We start from the raw sequence: 18,080 nt of genomic DNA on the forward strand, positions 1-18,080 counted from the left end.
ATACAGCACGGGAACGTTAGTAATTCACCTGCGTTGGGCCACCATTATCACCACGATCGTTACGATCCGGGGTCGTTGTCTGAATGGCGCTTTCGGTTTTTTTGGTTGGCGGCGGCGCATTTTTGTCAGCCGGCGGGAAATAGAGCGGCCCTTTCAGACCACAGCCCGTCAGGCTAAATAAGGTTAATAATACAGCCAGGGTTCGACACACGTCTTTCATTGTAGGTTGCCTGTTGGTTCATTCTTTCTGCTTTCTATCATCGCAGGAGAAGACACAAAAGCAAGCGTTTAGCACGTCTTTATAAAATCGGAAAAGCCGCCCGTTTAACTGTTCACGACACATCCTCAACGCCAAATATGCTTTGCTAAGCCTTCTCTTCTCAAGGCCAGGATGGCGTGATGAAAATTAACAAGCTCTTTTATCTTCTTTCACTTTCACTGTTGTTACAGCCCGCCCTGGCATGCCGGTTAGATCCGCCTGAGCATAATGCTTATCAGCCGTGGGGCAAAGGCGCGGTTTATATGCAAGCGGGCGAAGAAAATGTCATTGCGTTACCAGAACTTAACTTCAAACGCCTGCGTCGCCTGCGTCGCCTGCCGAACCTGGCGATTGATTATGCGCATCCTAAAGGGTGGAAAGAAGAACCACCGTTAACGGATCTGACTACCGATTATGTCTATCAAGGCGCGCAGTCGACTTATTCCCAGTATGCGTATCACAGTGATGGCCGCTACATCGTGTACGCAGGCAAAGTCATGTATAACCCGCCCGGCACGCCGCCTGTGGACATTCCCTCTTTTCAAGCCTTCGACAGCTTTGCCGCTGATAAAAACAGCCTTTATTACGAAGGCAAACGTACCGGCGATAACAGCACGGAAAGGCCAGTGAATGTGGCAATGCTGCGCAAAATTGACTTCGACAGCAGATGGCGTCCTGACTGGTTGGGGCTAATTTTGCGCGACGATCGGTATCTCTACGTCAATGGGCATCGCCTTGATGAGCCGGATAGTTTTACCGTGTTGGCGCAAAAATCCTGGGATCAGCGCGGCAAATTTTCTGCGGCGTTTAACCCCTGCGTCACGATGCCTTTCGGTCCCTGGGATACTCTGGCGCGAACACGTACGCGGCTTATCATTAACGGCGAACCGCTTAAAGCCGATCCCGATACCTTTTCGATTGTGCGCTGGATGCCAGGATCGCTGCTGACCTTTCGCGATAAAAACGGCCTGCATCGCTACGTCCTCAACCAGGGCAACCTGGAATGGGACGAAGATACGCACAAACATTGTAACGCCTTCAACCTCCTGGAAAAGCGCGTCCTGTGGCGTAAAGGCCCCGATTGCCAACAAGCAGAGATCCCAGGCCTTGACCCGGAGCAGTTCCATCCGCTCAGCGAGACCGTGGCGCAGTATCAGGACAAACTGTATGTCATTACCAAAACGGACTCTGATGAAAAGAAGCTGGAAATCGTCACCCTCGACAACCCGAATCTGACCATTGATAAACGTTTTAACGCCGGAAGGAATCATGGCTATCTGCTTACCCGACACGGCTATCAACCAGGCGGATTGCAGGTATTCGAATCAACAGGAACGTTGATTCTGATGGATTACCGCGTTCCTGATGAAAAGGAAGCACACCTGAACGATAACCCCTATCTCCGAAATTGGTTCGCCCGTGACGACCGCTACGTTTATGTTTTCGATGGTACGCAACTCTGGCGGTACCCGACGCCTGATAGCAAAGCGGTACGGGTGACATGGTTCGAGCAGCATTCCGGCTATGGCTATGGCGTCCACTACCGTACGGGATATCTGGATGGCAAGCTGATGGATGACGGTGTGTTTGTTCCGACGGGGGTGAAATATTCCACTAGCGCGCAGCCTGCAGGCGCGTCTGCTGATTGGCGTGACGACCCCTCTTTTAAAATAGACGATACCGGGGTGCACTGGCGCAAAGTGCTCTCTTCTCAAGGGCATTGGGGCAAATGGGAAAGACTACCAGGCCTCGATCCACGGCAATTTCACCTCATCACCAGGCGTATCGCGCATTATCAAAACCGCGTGTATATCGCTACGTTATCCCCTTTAGGCGAAGACAGCTTAGCAATATTTGAAGTGAGTTCATCCGCGCCCTTTGTCAGTAAGTGGACGCATAACAGAACAGAGGACGAGAAATGAAAGCACAGGCGCGGCTTTGATGCGATTCGCTCCTGCGGCTATACTGCCGCCATCACGTAAAACGGGAAACGACAATGAACGACAGTGAATTTCATCGCCTTGCTGACACCCTGTGGATGACCATTGAAGAGCGTCTGGACGACTGGGACGGCGACAGCGATATCGACTGCGAAATTAACGGCGGCATATTGACCATCACCTTTGAAAACGGCAGCAAAATCATCATCAACCGCCAGGAACCCTTGCATCAGGTGTGGCTGGCGGCCAAACAAGGCGGTTACCATTTCGATCTGAAAGGTGACGAGTGGGTTTGCGACCGTTCAGGCGAAACCTTCTGGGATCTGCTGGAACAGGCGGCGACGCAACAGGCGGGCGAAGAGGTAAGTTTTCGCGGCTAACATCTAACCCCGGATAAGGCATTGCGCCGCATCCGGGAGTCCCGGGTACGCTGCGCTTCCCCGGGCTACCCGCTAAAACATCAGGAGAAGTACTGCTGCAACAGCGGCGCGTCGTTATCCTGATTGGCAGACGCAACAGGCGTGATAGCCTGATTGCGGAACGGAATCACCTGCGCCCGGCCATCCACATTCACGATTTGGTAGAACTGCGGCAGGTTGAAGTTGATAAAGCTTGAGCCGTAGGTAAAGCGGTCGTGCGACGACGAATAGAAGCGGCTAACGTCGCGCACCAGCTCCTCTTTGCTGCCTTCGCAGTGGTGATACACTTCCGCGCGGTTGCTTTCATCCAGAATATAGATATTGAAACCGTCATCGCCGGTCTCTTCGAAAAAGAACTGAATAATCCCTTCGCTGGCAAACCCATCCACCACCTGCGGCAGTTTGACGTGGTTCGTTTCGACCTGAACCGACAGCCCGTGCAGTTTGTTATGAGAAATCGCGCCATAAAACTCAATCGCGTTTTCCAGTTTCTGCACCGATACATTCAGGCGCTCGAAGAAAAGCCCCCAGGTCTGTCCGGCCACGCGTAACGCTTTGAAGCGCCCCGTTTCCTGGCGGGTACTGGACAGGCGCAGCTCAATGCATTCAGAAACCAGTTGCTGCACGCGGGTACGGATCAAGCCGCGCAGATGCTGGCTATAACAGAACACTTCAACGCTATCGGGCGGCGCGGCATCCTGATGCATTTTGCCTAGAATGGTTTTCAGCGCTTCAATCATCGCCTGCTCGCCGTTGAAATGCAGTGTACGCACTTCATTCCAGGAGTTGCGATAAAGCAGGTCTACGCTGCCAACCAGGCAGTTTTGCTGCTCACCGAAGCTGAACACATCAAGCTTACGGAAATCGAAATGCACGACCTGGTTACGGAATGCCGCAGTCGGGTCATATTCCAGGTTCACGATAATCGCCAGATGGCGGATTTCGCAAGGGCTGTACAGCGCTTTTGGCGTTGGCGCAGGCAGACGCAGCGGGAAGTGATGGGACACATTCGCCACCATCTCCTGCAGTTTTGCCAAATCGACAATGCCATTACCTTTAATAAACAGGCGAGTACGCGACGTCAGCAAACCATTGAACCACGCCCACGCCACCAGTTTGTTCAGGTAACGGTTATATTCCAGCGGCTGGTGGCTAACGATAGAGTCCATGTTTGGGGCACGGTTGTACAGATACCAACCCGTACGATTCGCACGGCCCGGCGGCACATGGATAAAGGTTAAATTAGGCTCGGAGAGATCCGGAGAAATCTGCGGATTCACCAGGGTGACTTTACCCGGCAACGCTTCGAAAGCGGCATATAACTTACGGGTCAGCACGCCGATGTCCTGCGGACTGGCGGAGACGCTCAGATTGTTGCGGCGCGCAAAGCGAATCAGGTTACGGTAGCTCTGCATCATGGCATCGAGCAGCTCGTTATGCGCTTCACGCACCTGGTCGATTTTCCAGTTTGCCCGGTTATCGAGCATGGTGAGACGCGCTTCGTCCCAACCCCACTCTTTCACTAGCTGACTGACCACTTCACGCCGCCAGCCTACACAGGCACGCTCACGGCTCAGTTTCTCGCACACTTTTAAATAGAAACATCGACGCACAAGATCGAGACGCGTGAAATCTTCAATCGCGGTCAGATAATGGGTGACGCGCTCCAGCATCATGCAGTAATGATCCAGACCGAACGAAACGATTTCACCGTCGTGCAGACGCTGTTTAATGTCTTTCGCCAACAGGCGGGTGTTCGGATACTCCCAGGAATAGGCTTCCAGTAGCAGAGTTTTCAGCACTGCTTTATAGGGGGAGTCGATACTTTTATAGAGCTGCCACAGGCTGGCACCGAAGTACTCTTCGGCGGAAAGGGAGCTCAGCCCGCCGAGGTCCAGCCATTCATTTGGCGTCAGTACGCCCTGTGCATAGAGCGTCATGACGTAATCGTCATAGTGCTCTTCTTCATCGCCCGGCACCATATTCCACAGAATACGCTTACCGGCCAGACGCACAGCGGTACGATAGAATTCATCGAGCAACAAAATATGCTGCGTCGAGCCACAGTCTTCACCACCCAGACTGCCGCTTTCATTATGGCGGAAGCGATTTTCATCAATTAAGAAGAAGCTGACTTCCACACCCAGCGATGCGGCCCAGCTCTCAAGCAGGCTGCATTTACGCTGCAACAATTGGCGCTCTTCGTTATCGAGCCACGACTGGTGGCAAACCCAGATATCCAGGTCAGAAGAGCAGCTTTGTCCTACCGATGAAGTACTGCCCATGGAGTAGACGCCGGTTATCGGCAACTCGCCTTTTGGCGATTCCTGCGGGGGCATTCCACGGTAGAGCTCAAGCTCGTTGAGGTAGTGGCGTTGGGTTTCATCAGGCGTGTAGAGGCAAATGCCTTTTGGAACGCTACCTTCGAGGTAGCCCGGCATCAACGGATGATGGTAGTGCAAAAGCGTGGGCAGCAGACTGTAGACCTGCTGGAAAGCAGGGCCCATGGCCGCTAGCGCGCGATCCACACGCAGTTGATTGATGGCATCCAGCCTCTGTTTCAGAGTCTCAATATAGAGGTACAAGACGTATCGCCTGATGTTTACAGAAAGTCCAAAATCGCCGTCACCTTTTTTCGCCCTTGTCTTTGTGGTGGTACAGACGAAAAAATGGTCTAAAACGTGATCAATTTAACACCTTGCTGATTGACCGTAAAGAAAGATGCGCTACATACCAGTTTAGCACCATTTACAATGTGTAAATTCCCAATTACGGCCGAGGGTGTGTCTCGTTTTGACGAGACCGTGCTCGCCTCACCTATGCAATCACCACGAACACTGACACCCTAAGACAAGAATGTTAGGATGGTCGATGGATGATAATGACGGTAACAAGCATGTTAGACAATGTTCTGAGAATTGCCACACGGCAAAGTCCCCTTGCACTTTGGCAGGCACAATATGTTAAGCAGCGTCTTGAGGCACTCCACCCGGGCCTGACGGTCGAACTGGTGCCTATGGTTACGCGTGGCGATGTCATTCTGGACACCCCTCTGGCGAAAGTCGGCGGTAAGGGTCTGTTTGTGAAGGAACTTGAGCTGGCATTGCTTGAAAACCGTGCCGATATCGCCGTGCACTCTATGAAAGATGTCCCCGTCGAGTTCCCGGAAGGGTTGGGTCTGGTGACGATTTGTGAGCGTGAAGATCCGCGCGATGCCTTTGTCTCTAATCACTACAGCGACATCGACGCGCTGCCTGCGGGGAGCGTAGTTGGCACATCAAGTTTACGCCGGCAGTGTCAGTTGGCGGCACGCCGCCCCGATCTGGTGATCCGCTCTTTGCGTGGCAATGTCGGTACCCGTCTGTCGAAACTCGATAGCGGCGATTATGACGCCATCATCCTGGCGGTGGCAGGCCTGAAACGTCTGGGGCTCGAATCGCGAATTCGCGTCGCGCTGCCAGCAGAGCTTTCGCTCCCGGCAGTGGGTCAGGGTGCGGTGGGCATTGAGTGCCGTCTTGCAGACGAACGCACCCGTTTGCTTCTCGCCCCGCTTAACCATCACGAAACCGCTGTGCGGGTTTCCGCAGAGCGTGCCATGAATACCCGTCTCGAAGGCGGCTGCCAGGTACCAATTGGCAGCTATGCTGAATTACATGATGGTGAACTGTGGCTGCGTGCGCTGGTTGGCGCGCCGGACGGTTCGAAAATGGTCCAGGGTGAGCGCCGGGGTCATCCGGACGAAGCCGTCCAGTTAGGTATCTCACTTGCCGAGGAACTGCTGGATAACGGCGCACGTGAAATTCTGGCTGACGTCTACAACGGAGATGCGCCCGCATGAATATCCTTGTCACCCGCCCCTCCCCGGCAGGGGAAATGTTAGTGAGCCGACTGCGCGCACTGGGACAGGTGGCATGGAGCTTTCCGTTGATTGAGTTCACCCCAGGCAGGGAACTCAACACGCTGCCCGAGCGTCTGTCGGCGCTGGGCGAAGACGATATGGTTTTTGCCTTATCACAGCATGCCGTGACATTTGCCCACGCGCATTTACAGCAAACCCACGCTTACTGGCCTTTACAGCCACGCTACTTTGCCATTGGTCGCTCGACCGCGCTGGCGTTACATACTGCCAGCGGTATTGAGGTTCGCTATCCACTGGACCAGGAAATCAGCGAAGTCCTACTACAATTGCCTGAATTACAAAACATTCAGGGCAAACGTGCGCTAATCTTACGGGGAAACGGCGGACGTGAGTTATTAGGTGAAACGCTGGTGGCTCGTGGCGCTCAGGTTGAGTTTTGCGAATGTTATCAACGCTGTGGAAAGTTGTATGACGGGGCACAAGAGGCCATGCGCTGGCATACACGCGGCGTCGATACGATAGTGGTCACCAGCGGTGAGATGCTGCAACAGCTTTTTACGCTTATTCCGCTCTGGTATCGCGAAAATTGGTTACTACGCTGTCGGCTGTTGGTCGTCAGCGAGCGTCTGGCGAACCTCGCCCGGGAACTGGGCTGGCAAGATATTCAGGTCGCTGAAAACGCAGACAACGATGCGCTGCTTCGCGCATTACAATAACACTCATAATGGGAAGCCATAATGACGGAACAACAACACTCCTCTGCCGTGGTTGAAGAAACCAAGCAGGCTGATGGCTACACGCCGCCGCCGAAAAACGCCGAGAAGAACAACCGCGCGGGCAAGACAAGTCTTGCACTTAGCGTGATTGCTATTGCAATTGCGCTGGCAGCAGGCGTCGGTCTTTATGGCTGGGTAAAGCAGCAAACTACCGTACTGCGCGCAACGAATGATGAGCTGGCCAACCAGGTCATTGCGATGCAGCAAGCGCAGGACAAACAAAAAGCCGGGCTGGAAGGCGTTATTAAACAGCAGGCCACGCAGCTTGAAGAGGCCAAACGTCAGCAAGACGCGCTCGCCAGGCAGTTAAATGAGGTTCAGCAAAAAGTCGCCACCATTTCCGGCACCGATGCGAAAACCTGGCTGCTGGCGCAGGCTGATTTCCTGGTCAAACTGGCCGGGCGTAAGCTGTGGAGCGATCAGGATGTCACCACCGCCGCGGCGCTGCTGAAAAGCGCAGATGCCAGCCTGGCGGACATGAACGATCCCAGCCTTATCACTGCGCGCCGCGCCATTACTGATGATGTCGCCAGCCTCTCTGCGATTTCTCAGGTGGATTATGACGGCATCATCCTGAAAGTGAACCAACTCTCGAACCAGATTGATAATCTGCGTCTGGCGGATAACAACGACGACGATGCCCCGATGGATTCAGACAGCAGTGAGTTGTCGAGTTCCCTTAGCGAATGGCGCGTGAATCTGCAAAAAAGCTGGCAGAACTTTATGGACAGTTTCATCACGATTCGCCGTCGCGATGAAACCGCCGTGCCATTGCTGGCCCCGAACCAGGACATCTATTTGCGCGAAAATATCCGCTCAAGGCTGTTAGTTGCGGCACAGGCCGTGCCTCGCCATCAGGAAGAGACCTACAAGCAGGCGCTGGATAATGTCTCTACCTGGATTCGCGCCTACTACGATACGGATGATTCCGCCACCAAAGCGTTTCTTGAGGAAATTGACAAGCTCGAGCAGCAGTCCATCGCCATGGCGGTCCCTGAGTCGCTGAAAAGCCAGCCGATTCTGGAGAAACTGATGCAGACCCGTGTGCGTAATCTTCTGGCGCAGCCTGGCGTTGCCCCGGATCCGAATGCGCCTGCTCAAGCGCCGCAGGGAGAATAATCATGCTGAAAGTATTATTACTCTTTGCGCTGCTGATCGCCGGGATCGTGTTAGGTCCGATGATCGCCGGCCATCAGGGCTATGTGCTGATCCAGACTGACACTTACAACATTGAAACCAGCGTCACTGGCCTGGTCATCATTCTGGTACTGGCTCTGGTAGTGCTTTTTGCCCTCGAATGGCTGTTACGCCGTATTTTCCGCACCGGCGCGCATACGCGTGGCTGGTTCGTTGGCCGTAAACGTCGCCGCGCCCGTAAACAGACGGAACTGGCGCTCATCAAGCTGGCAGAAGGCGATTATCAGCAGGTTGAGAAGTTGATGGCGAAAAACGCCGATCATGCGCAACAACCCGTGGTGAACTACTTACTGGCGGCCGAAGCGGCACAGCAACGTGGCGATGAAGTGCGTGCGAATCAGCACCTTGAGCGTGCAGCAGAGCTGTCGGAAAACGATCCGATCCCGGTCGAGATTACCCGTGTACGTCTGCAACTGGCACGCAATGAAAATCATGCCGCGCGCCATGGCGTTGACCGACTGCTGGAAATTACCCCACGTCATCCAGAAGTATTGCGCCTGGCAGAACAGGCTTACATCCGCACCGGCGCATGGAGTTCACTGCTGGACATCATTCCGTCGATGGCAAAAGCGAACGTCGGAGATGAGGCGCATCGCGAAGCACTCCAGCAACAAGCCTGGATTGGGCTAATGGATCAGGCGCGTGCCGATCTGGGAAGCGAGGGTCTACGAAGCTGGTGGAAAAACCAGAGTCGCAAAACCCGTCATCAAATCCCCTTGCAGGTGGCAATGGCAGAACACCTTATCGAATGTGACGATCACGATACTGCCCAGGCGATCCTCCTGGATGGTCTGAAACGACAGTATGACGACCGCCTGGTTCTGGTGATCCCGCGCCTGAAAACCAATAATCCTGAGCAGGTAGAAAAAGTCCTGCGCCAGCAAATCAAAACGCAGGGCGACCGCCCGATGCTCTGGAGTACGCTGGGGCAATCACTAATGAAACACGGCGAGTGGAAAGAGGCCTGCCTGGCGTTTCGTGCCGCGCTGAAACAACGCCCGGATGCATTCGATTACGCCTGGCTTGCTGACTGCCTCGACCGGTTGCACCAGCCGGAAGAAGCCGCAGAGATGCGTCGTGATGGTCTGCTGCTCACGTTGCAGAATAACCCCCCTTCGTGATCCTCTGTCGGGGCCGCAAGGCCCCGATTTTTTGCCTGGCTGACATTTCTGAATATCCTGTGCTACAGTTTTCCCGTCTCAGTTAACGGAACGTCTCTGCCAATGTAACGATCTTCCCGAGTTAACCCCTTTCAATCGATGCAGCGCTTGCTGCAGGAAATAACTCGTTTTGGGAAATCGTTACCATGAACACCCTATTGTTCGCGCTCGTGCGCGCGCTACGCACGCACCGCTGGCTGCGGCTGCTGCTCTGCGCATTTGTCTTATCTTCACTGGGTAATGGCCTGACCCAGGTACTGGTCTTCGGTCAGCTCTTACGCTGGCATGCCTCACCTTCAACGCTCACCCTCGCCTACCTGTTGGCAACGCTACCGGGCTTTGTGGGCAGCCTGGCGGGAGAAAAGCTCTGTCGACGCTTGTCGCCCCTGTCTCTTTTAATTATCACAGAGCTGTTGGGTATGGTCGCCCTCGCCCTTCCTCTGTTCGGGCTCATGTATCACAGTATCCCCGCTTTGCTGATGGTTCAGTCGGCAGAGGCGTTGCTGGGCGGGATGTCCTGGCCTGCGCTGGCGTTGGTATTCAAGCGCGGCCTTACGCATGATGAATTGCCTGCGGCCACAGGGATGGAGAGCGTTATTTTTGCCTCTCAGGTATTGCTGGGAACGGGGGTGGGCGTGCTGTTGTTCGACCATGTTGCCCCGCTAATATTGCTGAGCATTGATGCACTGAGTTTTCTGGCGTCGGTGGCTCTGCTCATGCTGACACGGGCACATTATCGTGCCCATGACATGAGCAATCGCAATAACGGCAAACCGTTATCGACTATTGCATGGCCTTCACTTACCGCCGCACAAAAGCGCAGCCTGCTGATCCTGCCCGCCCTTGCCGCGGTTGGTTCACCAGCCATGGCGCTCTTGCCCGCACTGGCGCAACAGATACACCCGGACGACGCTAGCGGGCTGGCATTGCCGCTACTGTTCGCCCGTAGCCTGGGGCAGCTTTGTGGTCCGCTGCTGCTGAATGGTGAAAAGTTGCCGCACTATGCCCGCCGCAATCGCCTGTTAGTGCTGTGTCTGGCCATTTTCCTTGGGGCATACGGCCTGCTGCCGCTGCTCTCAGAAGAGAAGAGCGCGGCACTGGGGCTTATTTTTATCGCCCATCTGGCCTCGAATGTGGTGTTTGCTGTCGGTACGTTTAGTCTGCTTGCCGGGTTTAGCGGAGATGAGATCCCGGCAGCCAGCGCAAAAGCGTGGCGCTGGCAAACATTAACCGCCACGCTGATGACCACCATTGCGGCCTGGCTTGCCAGCGAATGGGGCGCCGCGCAGGCGCTCTACAGCGTATCACTGAGCGCATTGCTTTTGATGAGTGTTGTGATGGCACGCTACCGGGAATAAGGCATAAAAAAACGCCTGCTCGAAAGCAGGCGTTAAAACAGGTCTGTTTGACAACATAAATGGGTGCTTCACTCAACGTAGTGTCCATGGTGTTTGATGAGGCCGAAGCGACATCTGTCAGTGGACGATAAGCACCGTAAACGGCTCTGCATCATTCCGGAGTTTATGAGGCCAGAAGGCGAACATAAGAGGTGGAATGAGCATCTACACGTATATTATTGCACATAGTGTGCCAGGTTCGCATTAGCAAAACAGCACGCTTAAGTTCTTTTCAGATAACAGGAAAATCGCGCTCTGCGGCGGCAATCGCCCCAATTTAGCTACGGTGCCAGACGCTTTATTGTCGCCTACAGGAGACAGCCACAATGCCAGACAGCCTACCCCTTATAAATCAATAAATTAGATGTCACCAATTGACGACAAAGGTAGGTTGGGTTGTCGCTGATACGCAACACCGTAAAATGAGAGGTTTTTAGAATGCAAAAAACAAAAAACCCCGCTTTATTCAAGCGGGGTTCAAAAGTGGTCGGCGAGAGAGGATTCGAACCTCCGACCCACTGGTCCCAAACCAGTTGCGCTACCAAGCTGCGCTACTCGCCGATGTACTGCTTTTTGAATTTTTGTTCAATCTAAGTTGTGGTGCGAGGGGGGGGACTCGAACCCCCACATCCTAAGGACACTAACACCTGAAGCTAGCGCGTCTACCAATTCCGCCACCTTCGCATTCCACGAAACTTTTACTACTAAATAATGGGGTGGCTAATGGGACTCGAACCCACGACAACTGGAATCACAATCCAGGGCTCTACCAACTGAGCTATAGCCACCACTACAAATCTTTTCACGCGGCCCTGTGATTTCACAGTCCACCGCAGCTCATCAAGCACCGGGTTAAATGGTGCGCCCGACAGGATTCGAACCTGAGACCTCTGCCTCCGGAGGGCAGCGCTCTATCCAGCTGAGCTACGGGCGCTTAGCGCCGTTGCGGGGGTGGATAATACGGACTTCCCCCCCCTCTGTCTAGTGCCTTTTTAAATAAAATGCGCGTTTGGTTATGCTTTGCGCATTTTGCTGATTATTCCCCCACTCGCTGCGTCACAGCGTGGCGGTTTAAACCCAGCACCTTATAAATAACGCTCACTGCTGCCATGAAGATGATACCCACAAACAGTGACATACGGGTGTCGTCATTGAAGGCCATACCAATCAGCACGCACACCAGGAAAGCCATGGTCGCGTAGTTCGCCCACGGGAACAGCACGGAGCGGAATGGATGGCTGGCAATCGCCTGACGATGCGCATGGCGGAAGCGCAGTTGGCTAATCAAAATCACAAACCACGGCACCATACCCGGTAATACGCTGGCGCTGTAAACATAGACAAACACGCGCTGCGGATTAGGAATGATGTAGTTCAGGCAGGAGCCAATCAGCAGAATGATGATAGAAATGGTCACGCCGGCAACGGGAACGCCGTTTTTCGACACTTTCGCCACACCCGCCGGTAGCTGACGGTTTTTCGCCAGTGCATAGAGCATGCGCCCACAGCTGTACATACCGCTGTTACAGCCAGACAGTGCAGCCGTCAGCACAACAAAGTTAATGATACCTGCCGCTGCGGTAATGCCGATTTTGGCGAAAGTCAGAACAAACGGGCTACCGTTAGTGCCGATCTCATTCCACGGGAAGATAGTCACGATAACGAAAATCGCGCCCACATAAAAAATCAGGATACGCCACAGCACTTTGCTTACCGCGCTTCGCAGCGTCACTTGCGGGTTTTTCGCTTCACCGGCGGTGATACCGATAAGCTCTACGCCCTGGTAAGACGCCACAACGATACACAGCGCCGTCAGGAACCCCTTCCAGCCGCCCGCAAAGAAGCCGCCGTGCTCAGTCAGATTGCTAAAACCAATCGCGTGACCGCCATTACCAAAACCAAAGAAGATAACGCCCAGTCCCACGATAATCATCACGATGATAGTGGTGACCTTGATCATTGCGAACCAGAATTCGATTTCACCGTACAGACGCACCGCCGCCAGGTTCGCGACTGCAACCAGCCCAACGGCAATCAGCGCGGGTATCCACTGTGCCAGGTCCGGGAACCAAAACTGCACATAGACGCCGATGGCCGTAATTTCCGAGATACCAACCGCCATCCACATAAACCAGTAGGACCAGGCGGTAAGATATCCAAAGAAGGGACTCATATAGCGGTGCGCATAAACGGCGAATGAACCGGTAACGGGTTCCAGGAAGAGCATTTCGCCCATTGAGCGCATGATGAAAAAGACAAAAAGCCCGGCGATAATGTACGCCAGTAGCACGGAAGGACCAGCCCATTTCAGGGTGCTTGCGGCCCCCATAAAGAGCCCCACCCCTATCGTGCCGCCCAGGGCAATCAATTCAATGTGACGAGACTCCAGGCCGCGCTGGAGCTCGGGTTTGTTTTCAGCCATATAACCTCTGTCGTGTTTGCAACTTTCCCGCTGTGCGGGTTGTTTTTATGAGAATAACGTGCGTCAAAGCCATCCCGGAGGCGAAAACCGCGCAAAATATACTGGGATGATGCATTGAGTGAGCGAATGGTTTCTTAAAATGATGAAAATGGCAAATGCTGTGTAAAAAAAATCTGGGTATCGCACAATAAAAAAGCGAATGCCCCATATCAACGGGGCATGGCAGGAGAAAATTACAGATTGCCGCGGTAATGCCAGGACAAGTAACGCAGCAGACGTAGCTGTCGGGTGACGCGGCTCGGCTGTGAAAGTAGGCGATACAGCCACTCAAGCCCCAGTCGTTGCCAGATGCCCGGCGCTCGTTTTACATAACCGGTAAAGACGTCGTAGGTGCCGCCGACGCCCATATAGAGGGCGTGAGCGTAGACTTCGCGGCAGTCACGCATCAGTATCTCCTGGCGCGGTGAGCCCATCGCGACGGTCACGATTTTCGCCCCGCTCGCACGAATCCGCTCAAACAGCGCCTGCCTGTCTTCGGCACGGAAATAACCGTCCTGGCTGCCAACGATATTGACCTGCCACTGTTTACGCAGCTTATCTTCCGTTTGCTCCAGCACTTCTGGCTTTCCGCCCAACAAAAATACCGGCGTCCCTTCGCGCCCCGCTCTTTCCATCAGCGCTTCCCAGAGATCGGCCCCCGCAACACGCTCAACGCGTGCCTGCGGAAATTTCTTCCGGATCGATCGCACCACGCTAATACCATCGGCATATTTGAATTCAGCCGCCTCAATCAGCGACCTCACCTGCGGGTTGTCCTCAATAGTGAGCATTTTCTCAGCGTTGATGGCGACCAGGGTTCCTTCCTTAAGTGCGCCACCGGCATATAAATAGTCCAGTGCATGTTGCATATCACGCCAGCCAATCAATTTCAGCCCACGTAGCTCATACACCGGAGCCACTGTGTTGTCAGTCATTCGTATCCTTAGTCAGACCCGCGACAAAGAGGTGCCGCGCTTGTTAATCAACCCGGCACTATCAAACAGCCAGTACAACAGTTTCGCCGTCAGCAGGCAGGCGCCAAAGATGACGAGGAAAAAGACCACTCGAGAAGCAAATGCGTCCAGCCCTTCACGCGCCAGCACGATCATGTTGAAGATGGCACCAAAACAGAAACTGTGCAAAATGGCGGCCTTGTAGCGGTTGGTCTCCCGATTGCCAAGGGTATACAACCAGTCAAACCACTTGATAATCAGCCCAACCACTACCGCACCCAGCGGAATAAACCAGACACCGCCCATTACCACCAGTGAGCCAATCAGGGTGGGGGAAATCGCCAGGCCCGAGTGGTTATTCAACACTTCCCACGTAAAATAGTTCGCCGAATTCAACACAATGCCAGGACGTGAAGGCCACAGCCAGGTGGGAATAAAGACATAGAAATCACGAACGATCGGAGCTAATCCCTGGAAATCGATCTTGTCGTAATTTTGCAGCAACAACGACAGATTTTCCCAAGGCGAGAAGGTATCGCGGGTGAGATATAAGAAGGTGTAAAACGCCTCATCACCGCTGACATTGAGCCCGTAGCGTTTAAGCGCCAGCCAGAACATGCCGACAATGCCCATCACCCCTGCCGCTGCCAGCATCCACAGCGAAATCCAGCCACGGATGATCCCGATAAACAAGAAGATAGCGAAAGCGATGATGATGTTAGCGCGCGTCCCGCCGACAATCATGTAGGTCAGCAGGCCAAACGCCACGGTACTGACCAGGAAGAACAGCCACGCCCGCCCATCCTGACGCAGAAAATAGACCACCAGCATAGCGGGGATAAAGAAATAGAAGAACCGCTTGAGCGCGACACCAGAAACTTCACTGGAAAAAATCTGGCTGTAGGAATGCAGACGGAACAGCAAAAAGCCGTTATGCATGAAAAAGATTCCCACACTCACCAGCGCAAGAATCATCAACATCACGCAGGTTAAATGCGTCTCCACCCGATTGACGGTAAACAGAGGACGGCGTTCATCCACACGGGATGACGCACGTAACCGTGTTTTATACGTCACATAGTACACACCGTAAAAACAGGCCGCAGCCAGCAACGACTGTAGCATAACGCCAAGCGGTGCCACGCCAACATCGAAGCGAAACACCAGGATGCTGGTCAATGGAAAACCGAAGAAAAACGTTAGCAAAAACAGCAATGAAAAAAAGACATTGAAATTAAAGCGCACGCGGCGGAACTCAAACCACGTCAATGTGGCGATAAACAGCGTCGCCAGCAGCCAGATGATCAGCAACCCACTGAATTCAAGCGGACTCATCACGCCTCCCCTGCGGCAATGCACAATGCCTGATGCCAGGGTGCAATAAAGTTCGGACTAAAGAAGGTGATGGTATCTTTGTCGACCGCCAGCAACTGACGTTGCGCTTCACGAATGATCGCTTCATTAAGCAGATCATCGGTAAACAGCACTGGAACGCCCTCTTCCACCATATCGCGCCAGAACGGGTTCTTGCGGTTGAGCACACAAGGCACACCCGCCTGAATCAACAGACATAGCGTGCCGATACCTTGCTGGCGCGCGAAGATGAAATAACCCAGGTCGCACTGGCTTAATAGTGTCAGGTAATCATCAAACGCCATCTTCTCGTTCAGGATACGCAAATTGTCCGGGCTAAACAGTGCCAGCCCGGCCTGACGAACCTGCTCAATGTAGACTTCGTTATTTGCCGGGTAGCCCATGGGCACAATGATATTTACCGTATCGCCAAACTGCCGATGAATCGCTTTTAAGGCGGCGATATGTTCATTGCTGGGATCGCCGGAATTCCCCACCAATAGCGTCAGCTTGCCCTCGCGCTGCATTTCATAGCCCAGCGTGTTGAGTGCCGGGTCCATACGCGTTGGGAAGTACAGCAACTCACCGCGTACATCCGGGTGCCGGTCTGCAAACCAGGCCAGATCGCCACGGGTCGCGAAGATAGTGCCGACCCTTGCCTGCGCCAGACGCCGCAACGGATAAAACAGGCGGAATTTCAGGCTACGGGAGACCTCATACAGATCGGCCCCCCAGGCATGCCAGTGAAATTGCGAGCGCTTAATCGCCCCGCGTAGCAGTGCCAGCCAGATACCGGTATTGAATTGACCGTGAAAAAAGAAACGTTGCTGCCTGTCGGCCTGCGCTTTGGCAATAACGGCCTTCGCCAGCGCCTGCTTACTGCCATAAAAATGCAAATGCAGGTTCGGGTAAGCGTCACTCATGCCGTCGTCCTTTCCGGCGAGCATAAATTCACGGGCATGGATGCCCGTTGCCGCGAGATGTTCATTAAAGAAACGCAGCACCGTGTGATTATGATGAGGGATATCCGATCCCAGTACGTGTATGAGTGCCGTCATGCCCGTCTACGCCAGAGTAAAAACACGCCACAACAGAGGGCGAAATAAATTATGTAGGTTGCCATATAGGCCTGCGCCGCTCCTGCTGCGCCGTGGGTCGGGATCAGGAGACGGGAAAAAAGCGTCAGCAATGCAAACTGGCTCACTTCCGCCAGAATATAAAAGCGCAGCGAGGCTTTCGCGATAACCAGATAACCAAAAACGTAAGCGCCCACTTTCAATACGTCCCCAACCAGTTGCCAGGCAAACAGGTCACGCATCGCCGTAAATTTGTCAGAAAACAGTAGCCAGATAGCCACGTCGCGCAGCAACCAGACACAGAAACTCACGGCCGCCACTGCAGGCAACACAAAGCGCAGCGATTTCACGATCTCGCGGGTGATGTCCTGTTTTGTGGCGAGCCTCGAGAGAGTAGGAAGCAGATACACGCTAAACGAGGCGGTAATAAATTGTAGATAAGCATCGGAGATACTGCTTACCCCTTGCCAGATCCCCACGTCGTCCCAGCTATAATGGGCAGCCAGCAAATTTCGCATCATCACATAGGCCAGCGGGATCGTGACAGACGTGATAAGCGCCATCAGAGTGAATTTGCTGAGTTGCCCGGCCAGCCCGTTATCCCAGCGTGGGCGAAAATAGCTTAATGGAACGTGGCTGCGGCGCACCAGCAACAGCATCGCCGGGAAAACCACCAGCGCAGGCACCAACGCCATACCAAGTAATGCTCCCTGATACTCACCCAGCTTGTAGCAAAGATACCAGGCGGCCACCCCCACCACGCTACCAATAATCAATGACAGCGCGTTACCCGCCGCATCGCGAAAGCCTTTCATCACCGCCAGCAGCAGGTTCGCCCAGGCAATTCCCATTTGCACCAGCGCCACCAACCGCACCAGCCCCTGGTAATCGGCATGACCAAACAAGCCGCGACTGATCGGCGCCGCCGCCAGTAAAAAGATCAGCGCCAGCAGCATTGAGAAGCCCAGCACCATGGCAGAAGACGTGCCGACGACCTCACGTAGTCGCGTGGGGTCATCATGGTGTTGGGAGACAAATTTCGTCACGCCATTAAAGATACCTGCGCCTGCAAGCACGCCGAGCACAATGATCAACTGGCGAAAATTACCCGCCTGCCCAACCCCGGAGGGGCCATAGGCCAGCGCCAGCAGCTTAACCACCAGTAGCCCGGCGCCAATCTTGACGAGAGTACTTGCCGCCGTCCAGACAGAAGCTTTTGCCAGCGACATG

14 protein-coding genes and 4 tRNA genes are annotated in these 18,080 nt (G+C 54.0%); 7 read left to right on the forward strand and 11 right to left on the reverse strand.

Translation table 11 applies throughout. The annotated features are described in order from the left end of the window. Positions 1-16 precede the first annotated feature (16 nt). Complete coding sequence (locus C5523_RS26055) at positions 17-220, reverse strand: lipoprotein (protein ID WP_039077030.1); 204 nt, start codon at positions 218-220, stop codon at positions 17-19. 179 nt (positions 221-399) lie between these two features. Here C5523_RS26055 and C5523_RS26060 point away from each other — a divergent pair, with 179 nt between their 5' ends. Beyond that, positions 400-2,181: a hypothetical protein gene (locus C5523_RS26060; RefSeq protein WP_108702220.1), complete on the forward strand. Its 1,782-nt coding sequence runs from the start codon at positions 400-402 to the stop codon at positions 2,179-2,181. A 74-nt stretch (positions 2,182-2,255) separates the two neighbouring features. Then, positions 2,256-2,579 carry an iron donor protein CyaY gene (gene cyaY / locus C5523_RS26065; protein ID WP_039077029.1) on the forward strand — a complete coding sequence of 108 codons (324 nt, stop codon included), beginning with the start codon at positions 2,256-2,258 and terminating at the stop codon, positions 2,577-2,579. 80 nt (positions 2,580-2,659) lie between these two features. On the opposite strand, the gene cyaA is transcribed toward cyaY, so the two are convergent. After that, positions 2,660-5,203: a class I adenylate cyclase gene (gene cyaA, locus C5523_RS26070; protein WP_039077028.1), complete on the reverse strand. Its 2,544-nt coding sequence runs from the start codon at positions 5,201-5,203 to the stop codon at positions 2,660-2,662. A 311-nt stretch (positions 5,204-5,514) separates the two neighbouring features. Here cyaA and hemC point away from each other — a divergent pair, with 311 nt between their 5' ends. From hemC to C5523_RS26095, 5 genes are all read left to right on the forward strand, one after another. After that, entirely contained in the window at positions 5,515-6,456 is a 942-nt protein-coding gene (gene hemC, locus C5523_RS26075) for a hydroxymethylbilane synthase (protein WP_108702383.1), read from the forward strand. Next, the gene (gene hemD / locus C5523_RS26080) at positions 6,453-7,193 is read left to right on the forward strand and encodes a uroporphyrinogen-III synthase (RefSeq protein ID WP_103245109.1); all 741 of its coding nucleotides are present in this window, start codon (positions 6,453-6,455) and stop codon (positions 7,191-7,193) included. Before hemC ends, hemD begins: the two co-directional genes overlap by 4 nt. A 21-nt stretch (positions 7,194-7,214) precedes the next feature. Continuing rightward, entirely contained in the window at positions 7,215-8,372 is a 1,158-nt protein-coding gene (gene hemX, locus C5523_RS26085) for a uroporphyrinogen-III C-methyltransferase (protein ID WP_039077025.1), read from the forward strand. A gap of 2 nt (positions 8,373-8,374) precedes the next feature. After that, a complete protein-coding gene (gene hemY / locus C5523_RS26090) occupies positions 8,375-9,571 on the forward strand; it encodes a protoheme IX biogenesis protein HemY (protein WP_039077024.1) in 1,197 nt (398 codons plus the stop codon). A gap of 185 nt (positions 9,572-9,756) precedes the next feature. Beyond that, complete coding sequence (locus tag C5523_RS26095) at positions 9,757-10,968, forward strand: MFS transporter (RefSeq protein ID WP_108702221.1); 1,212 nt, start codon at positions 9,757-9,759, stop codon at positions 10,966-10,968. Between the two features lie 523 nt (positions 10,969-11,491). Here the strand turns inward: C5523_RS26095 and C5523_RS26100 are convergent. The 9 genes from C5523_RS26100 to wzxE all read right to left on the reverse strand — a co-directional run bounded on the left by C5523_RS26100 (position 11,492) and on the right by wzxE (position 18,079). Next, positions 11,492-11,568, reverse strand: a tRNA-Pro gene (locus C5523_RS26100). A gap of 37 nt (positions 11,569-11,605) precedes the next feature. Next, positions 11,606-11,691: transfer RNA gene (locus C5523_RS26105), tRNA-Leu, on the reverse strand. A gap of 28 nt (positions 11,692-11,719) precedes the next feature. Then, positions 11,720-11,795: transfer RNA gene (locus C5523_RS26110), tRNA-His, on the reverse strand. Positions 11,796-11,864: 69 nt separating this feature from the next. After that, positions 11,865-11,941, reverse strand: a tRNA-Arg gene (locus C5523_RS26115). Positions 11,942-12,043: 102 nt separating this feature from the next. Continuing rightward, positions 12,044-13,429, reverse strand: coding sequence for an amino acid permease (locus tag C5523_RS26120; RefSeq protein ID WP_039077022.1), 1,386 nt, complete (start codon positions 13,427-13,429; stop codon positions 12,044-12,046). A gap of 233 nt (positions 13,430-13,662) precedes the next feature. Further along, complete coding sequence (wecG, locus tag C5523_RS26125) at positions 13,663-14,403, reverse strand: lipopolysaccharide N-acetylmannosaminouronosyltransferase (protein WP_039077021.1); 741 nt, start codon at positions 14,401-14,403, stop codon at positions 13,663-13,665. 12 nt (positions 14,404-14,415) lie between these two features. Continuing rightward, positions 14,416-15,756, reverse strand: a complete 1,341-nt coding sequence (gene wzyE, locus C5523_RS26130; RefSeq protein WP_108702222.1) for an ECA oligosaccharide polymerase — start codon at positions 15,754-15,756, stop codon at positions 14,416-14,418. Beyond that, positions 15,756-16,832: a TDP-N-acetylfucosamine:lipid II N-acetylfucosaminyltransferase gene (locus tag C5523_RS26135; protein ID WP_039077019.1), complete on the reverse strand. Its 1,077-nt coding sequence runs from the start codon at positions 16,830-16,832 to the stop codon at positions 15,756-15,758. Before C5523_RS26135 ends, wzyE begins: the two co-directional genes overlap by 1 nt. Further along, the gene (gene wzxE, locus C5523_RS26140; RefSeq protein WP_071195548.1) at positions 16,829-18,079 is read right to left on the reverse strand and encodes a lipid III flippase WzxE; all 1,251 of its coding nucleotides are present in this window, start codon (positions 18,077-18,079) and stop codon (positions 16,829-16,831) included. Before wzxE ends, C5523_RS26135 begins: the two co-directional genes overlap by 4 nt. Position 18,080: the final 1 nt, after the last annotated feature.

This window comes from Phytobacter sp. SCO41 (assembly GCF_003073275.1).
GTDB lineage: Bacteria > Pseudomonadota > Gammaproteobacteria > Enterobacterales > Enterobacteriaceae > Phytobacter > Phytobacter diazotrophicus.

What these genes read in the sequence shown, in the direction of transcription:
- C5523_RS26120 (WP_039077022.1), bottom strand. Translation starts at nt 13,429, where the DNA reads ATGGCTGAAAACAAACCCGAGCTCCAGCGCGGCCTGGAGTCTCGTCAC.
- C5523_RS26095 (WP_108702221.1), top strand. Translation starts at nt 9,757, where the DNA reads ATGAACACCCTATTGTTCGCGCTCGTGCGCGCGCTACGCACGCACCGC.
- wzyE (WP_108702222.1), bottom strand. Translation starts at nt 15,756, where the DNA reads ATGAGTCCGCTTGAATTCAGTGGGTTGCTGATCATCTGGCTGCTGGCG.
- cyaY (WP_039077029.1), top strand. Translation starts at nt 2,256, where the DNA reads ATGAACGACAGTGAATTTCATCGCCTTGCTGACACCCTGTGGATGACC.
- hemX (WP_039077025.1), top strand. Translation starts at nt 7,215, where the DNA reads ATGACGGAACAACAACACTCCTCTGCCGTGGTTGAAGAAACCAAGCAG.
- C5523_RS26135 (WP_039077019.1), bottom strand. Translation starts at nt 16,832, where the DNA reads ATGACGGCACTCATACACGTACTGGGATCGGATATCCCTCATCATAAT.
- wzxE (WP_071195548.1), bottom strand. Translation starts at nt 18,079, where the DNA reads ATGTCGCTGGCAAAAGCTTCTGTCTGGACGGCGGCAAGTACTCTCGTC.
- C5523_RS26060 (WP_108702220.1), top strand. Translation starts at nt 400, where the DNA reads ATGAAAATTAACAAGCTCTTTTATCTTCTTTCACTTTCACTGTTGTTA.
- hemC (WP_108702383.1), top strand. Translation starts at nt 5,515, where the DNA reads ATGTTAGACAATGTTCTGAGAATTGCCACACGGCAAAGTCCCCTTGCA.
- hemD (WP_103245109.1), top strand. Translation starts at nt 6,453, where the DNA reads ATGAATATCCTTGTCACCCGCCCCTCCCCGGCAGGGGAAATGTTAGTG.
- wecG (WP_039077021.1), bottom strand. Translation starts at nt 14,403, where the DNA reads ATGACTGACAACACAGTGGCTCCGGTGTATGAGCTACGTGGGCTGAAA.
- hemY (WP_039077024.1), top strand. Translation starts at nt 8,375, where the DNA reads ATGCTGAAAGTATTATTACTCTTTGCGCTGCTGATCGCCGGGATCGTG.
- C5523_RS26055 (WP_039077030.1), bottom strand. Translation starts at nt 220, where the DNA reads ATGAAAGACGTGTGTCGAACCCTGGCTGTATTATTAACCTTATTTAGC.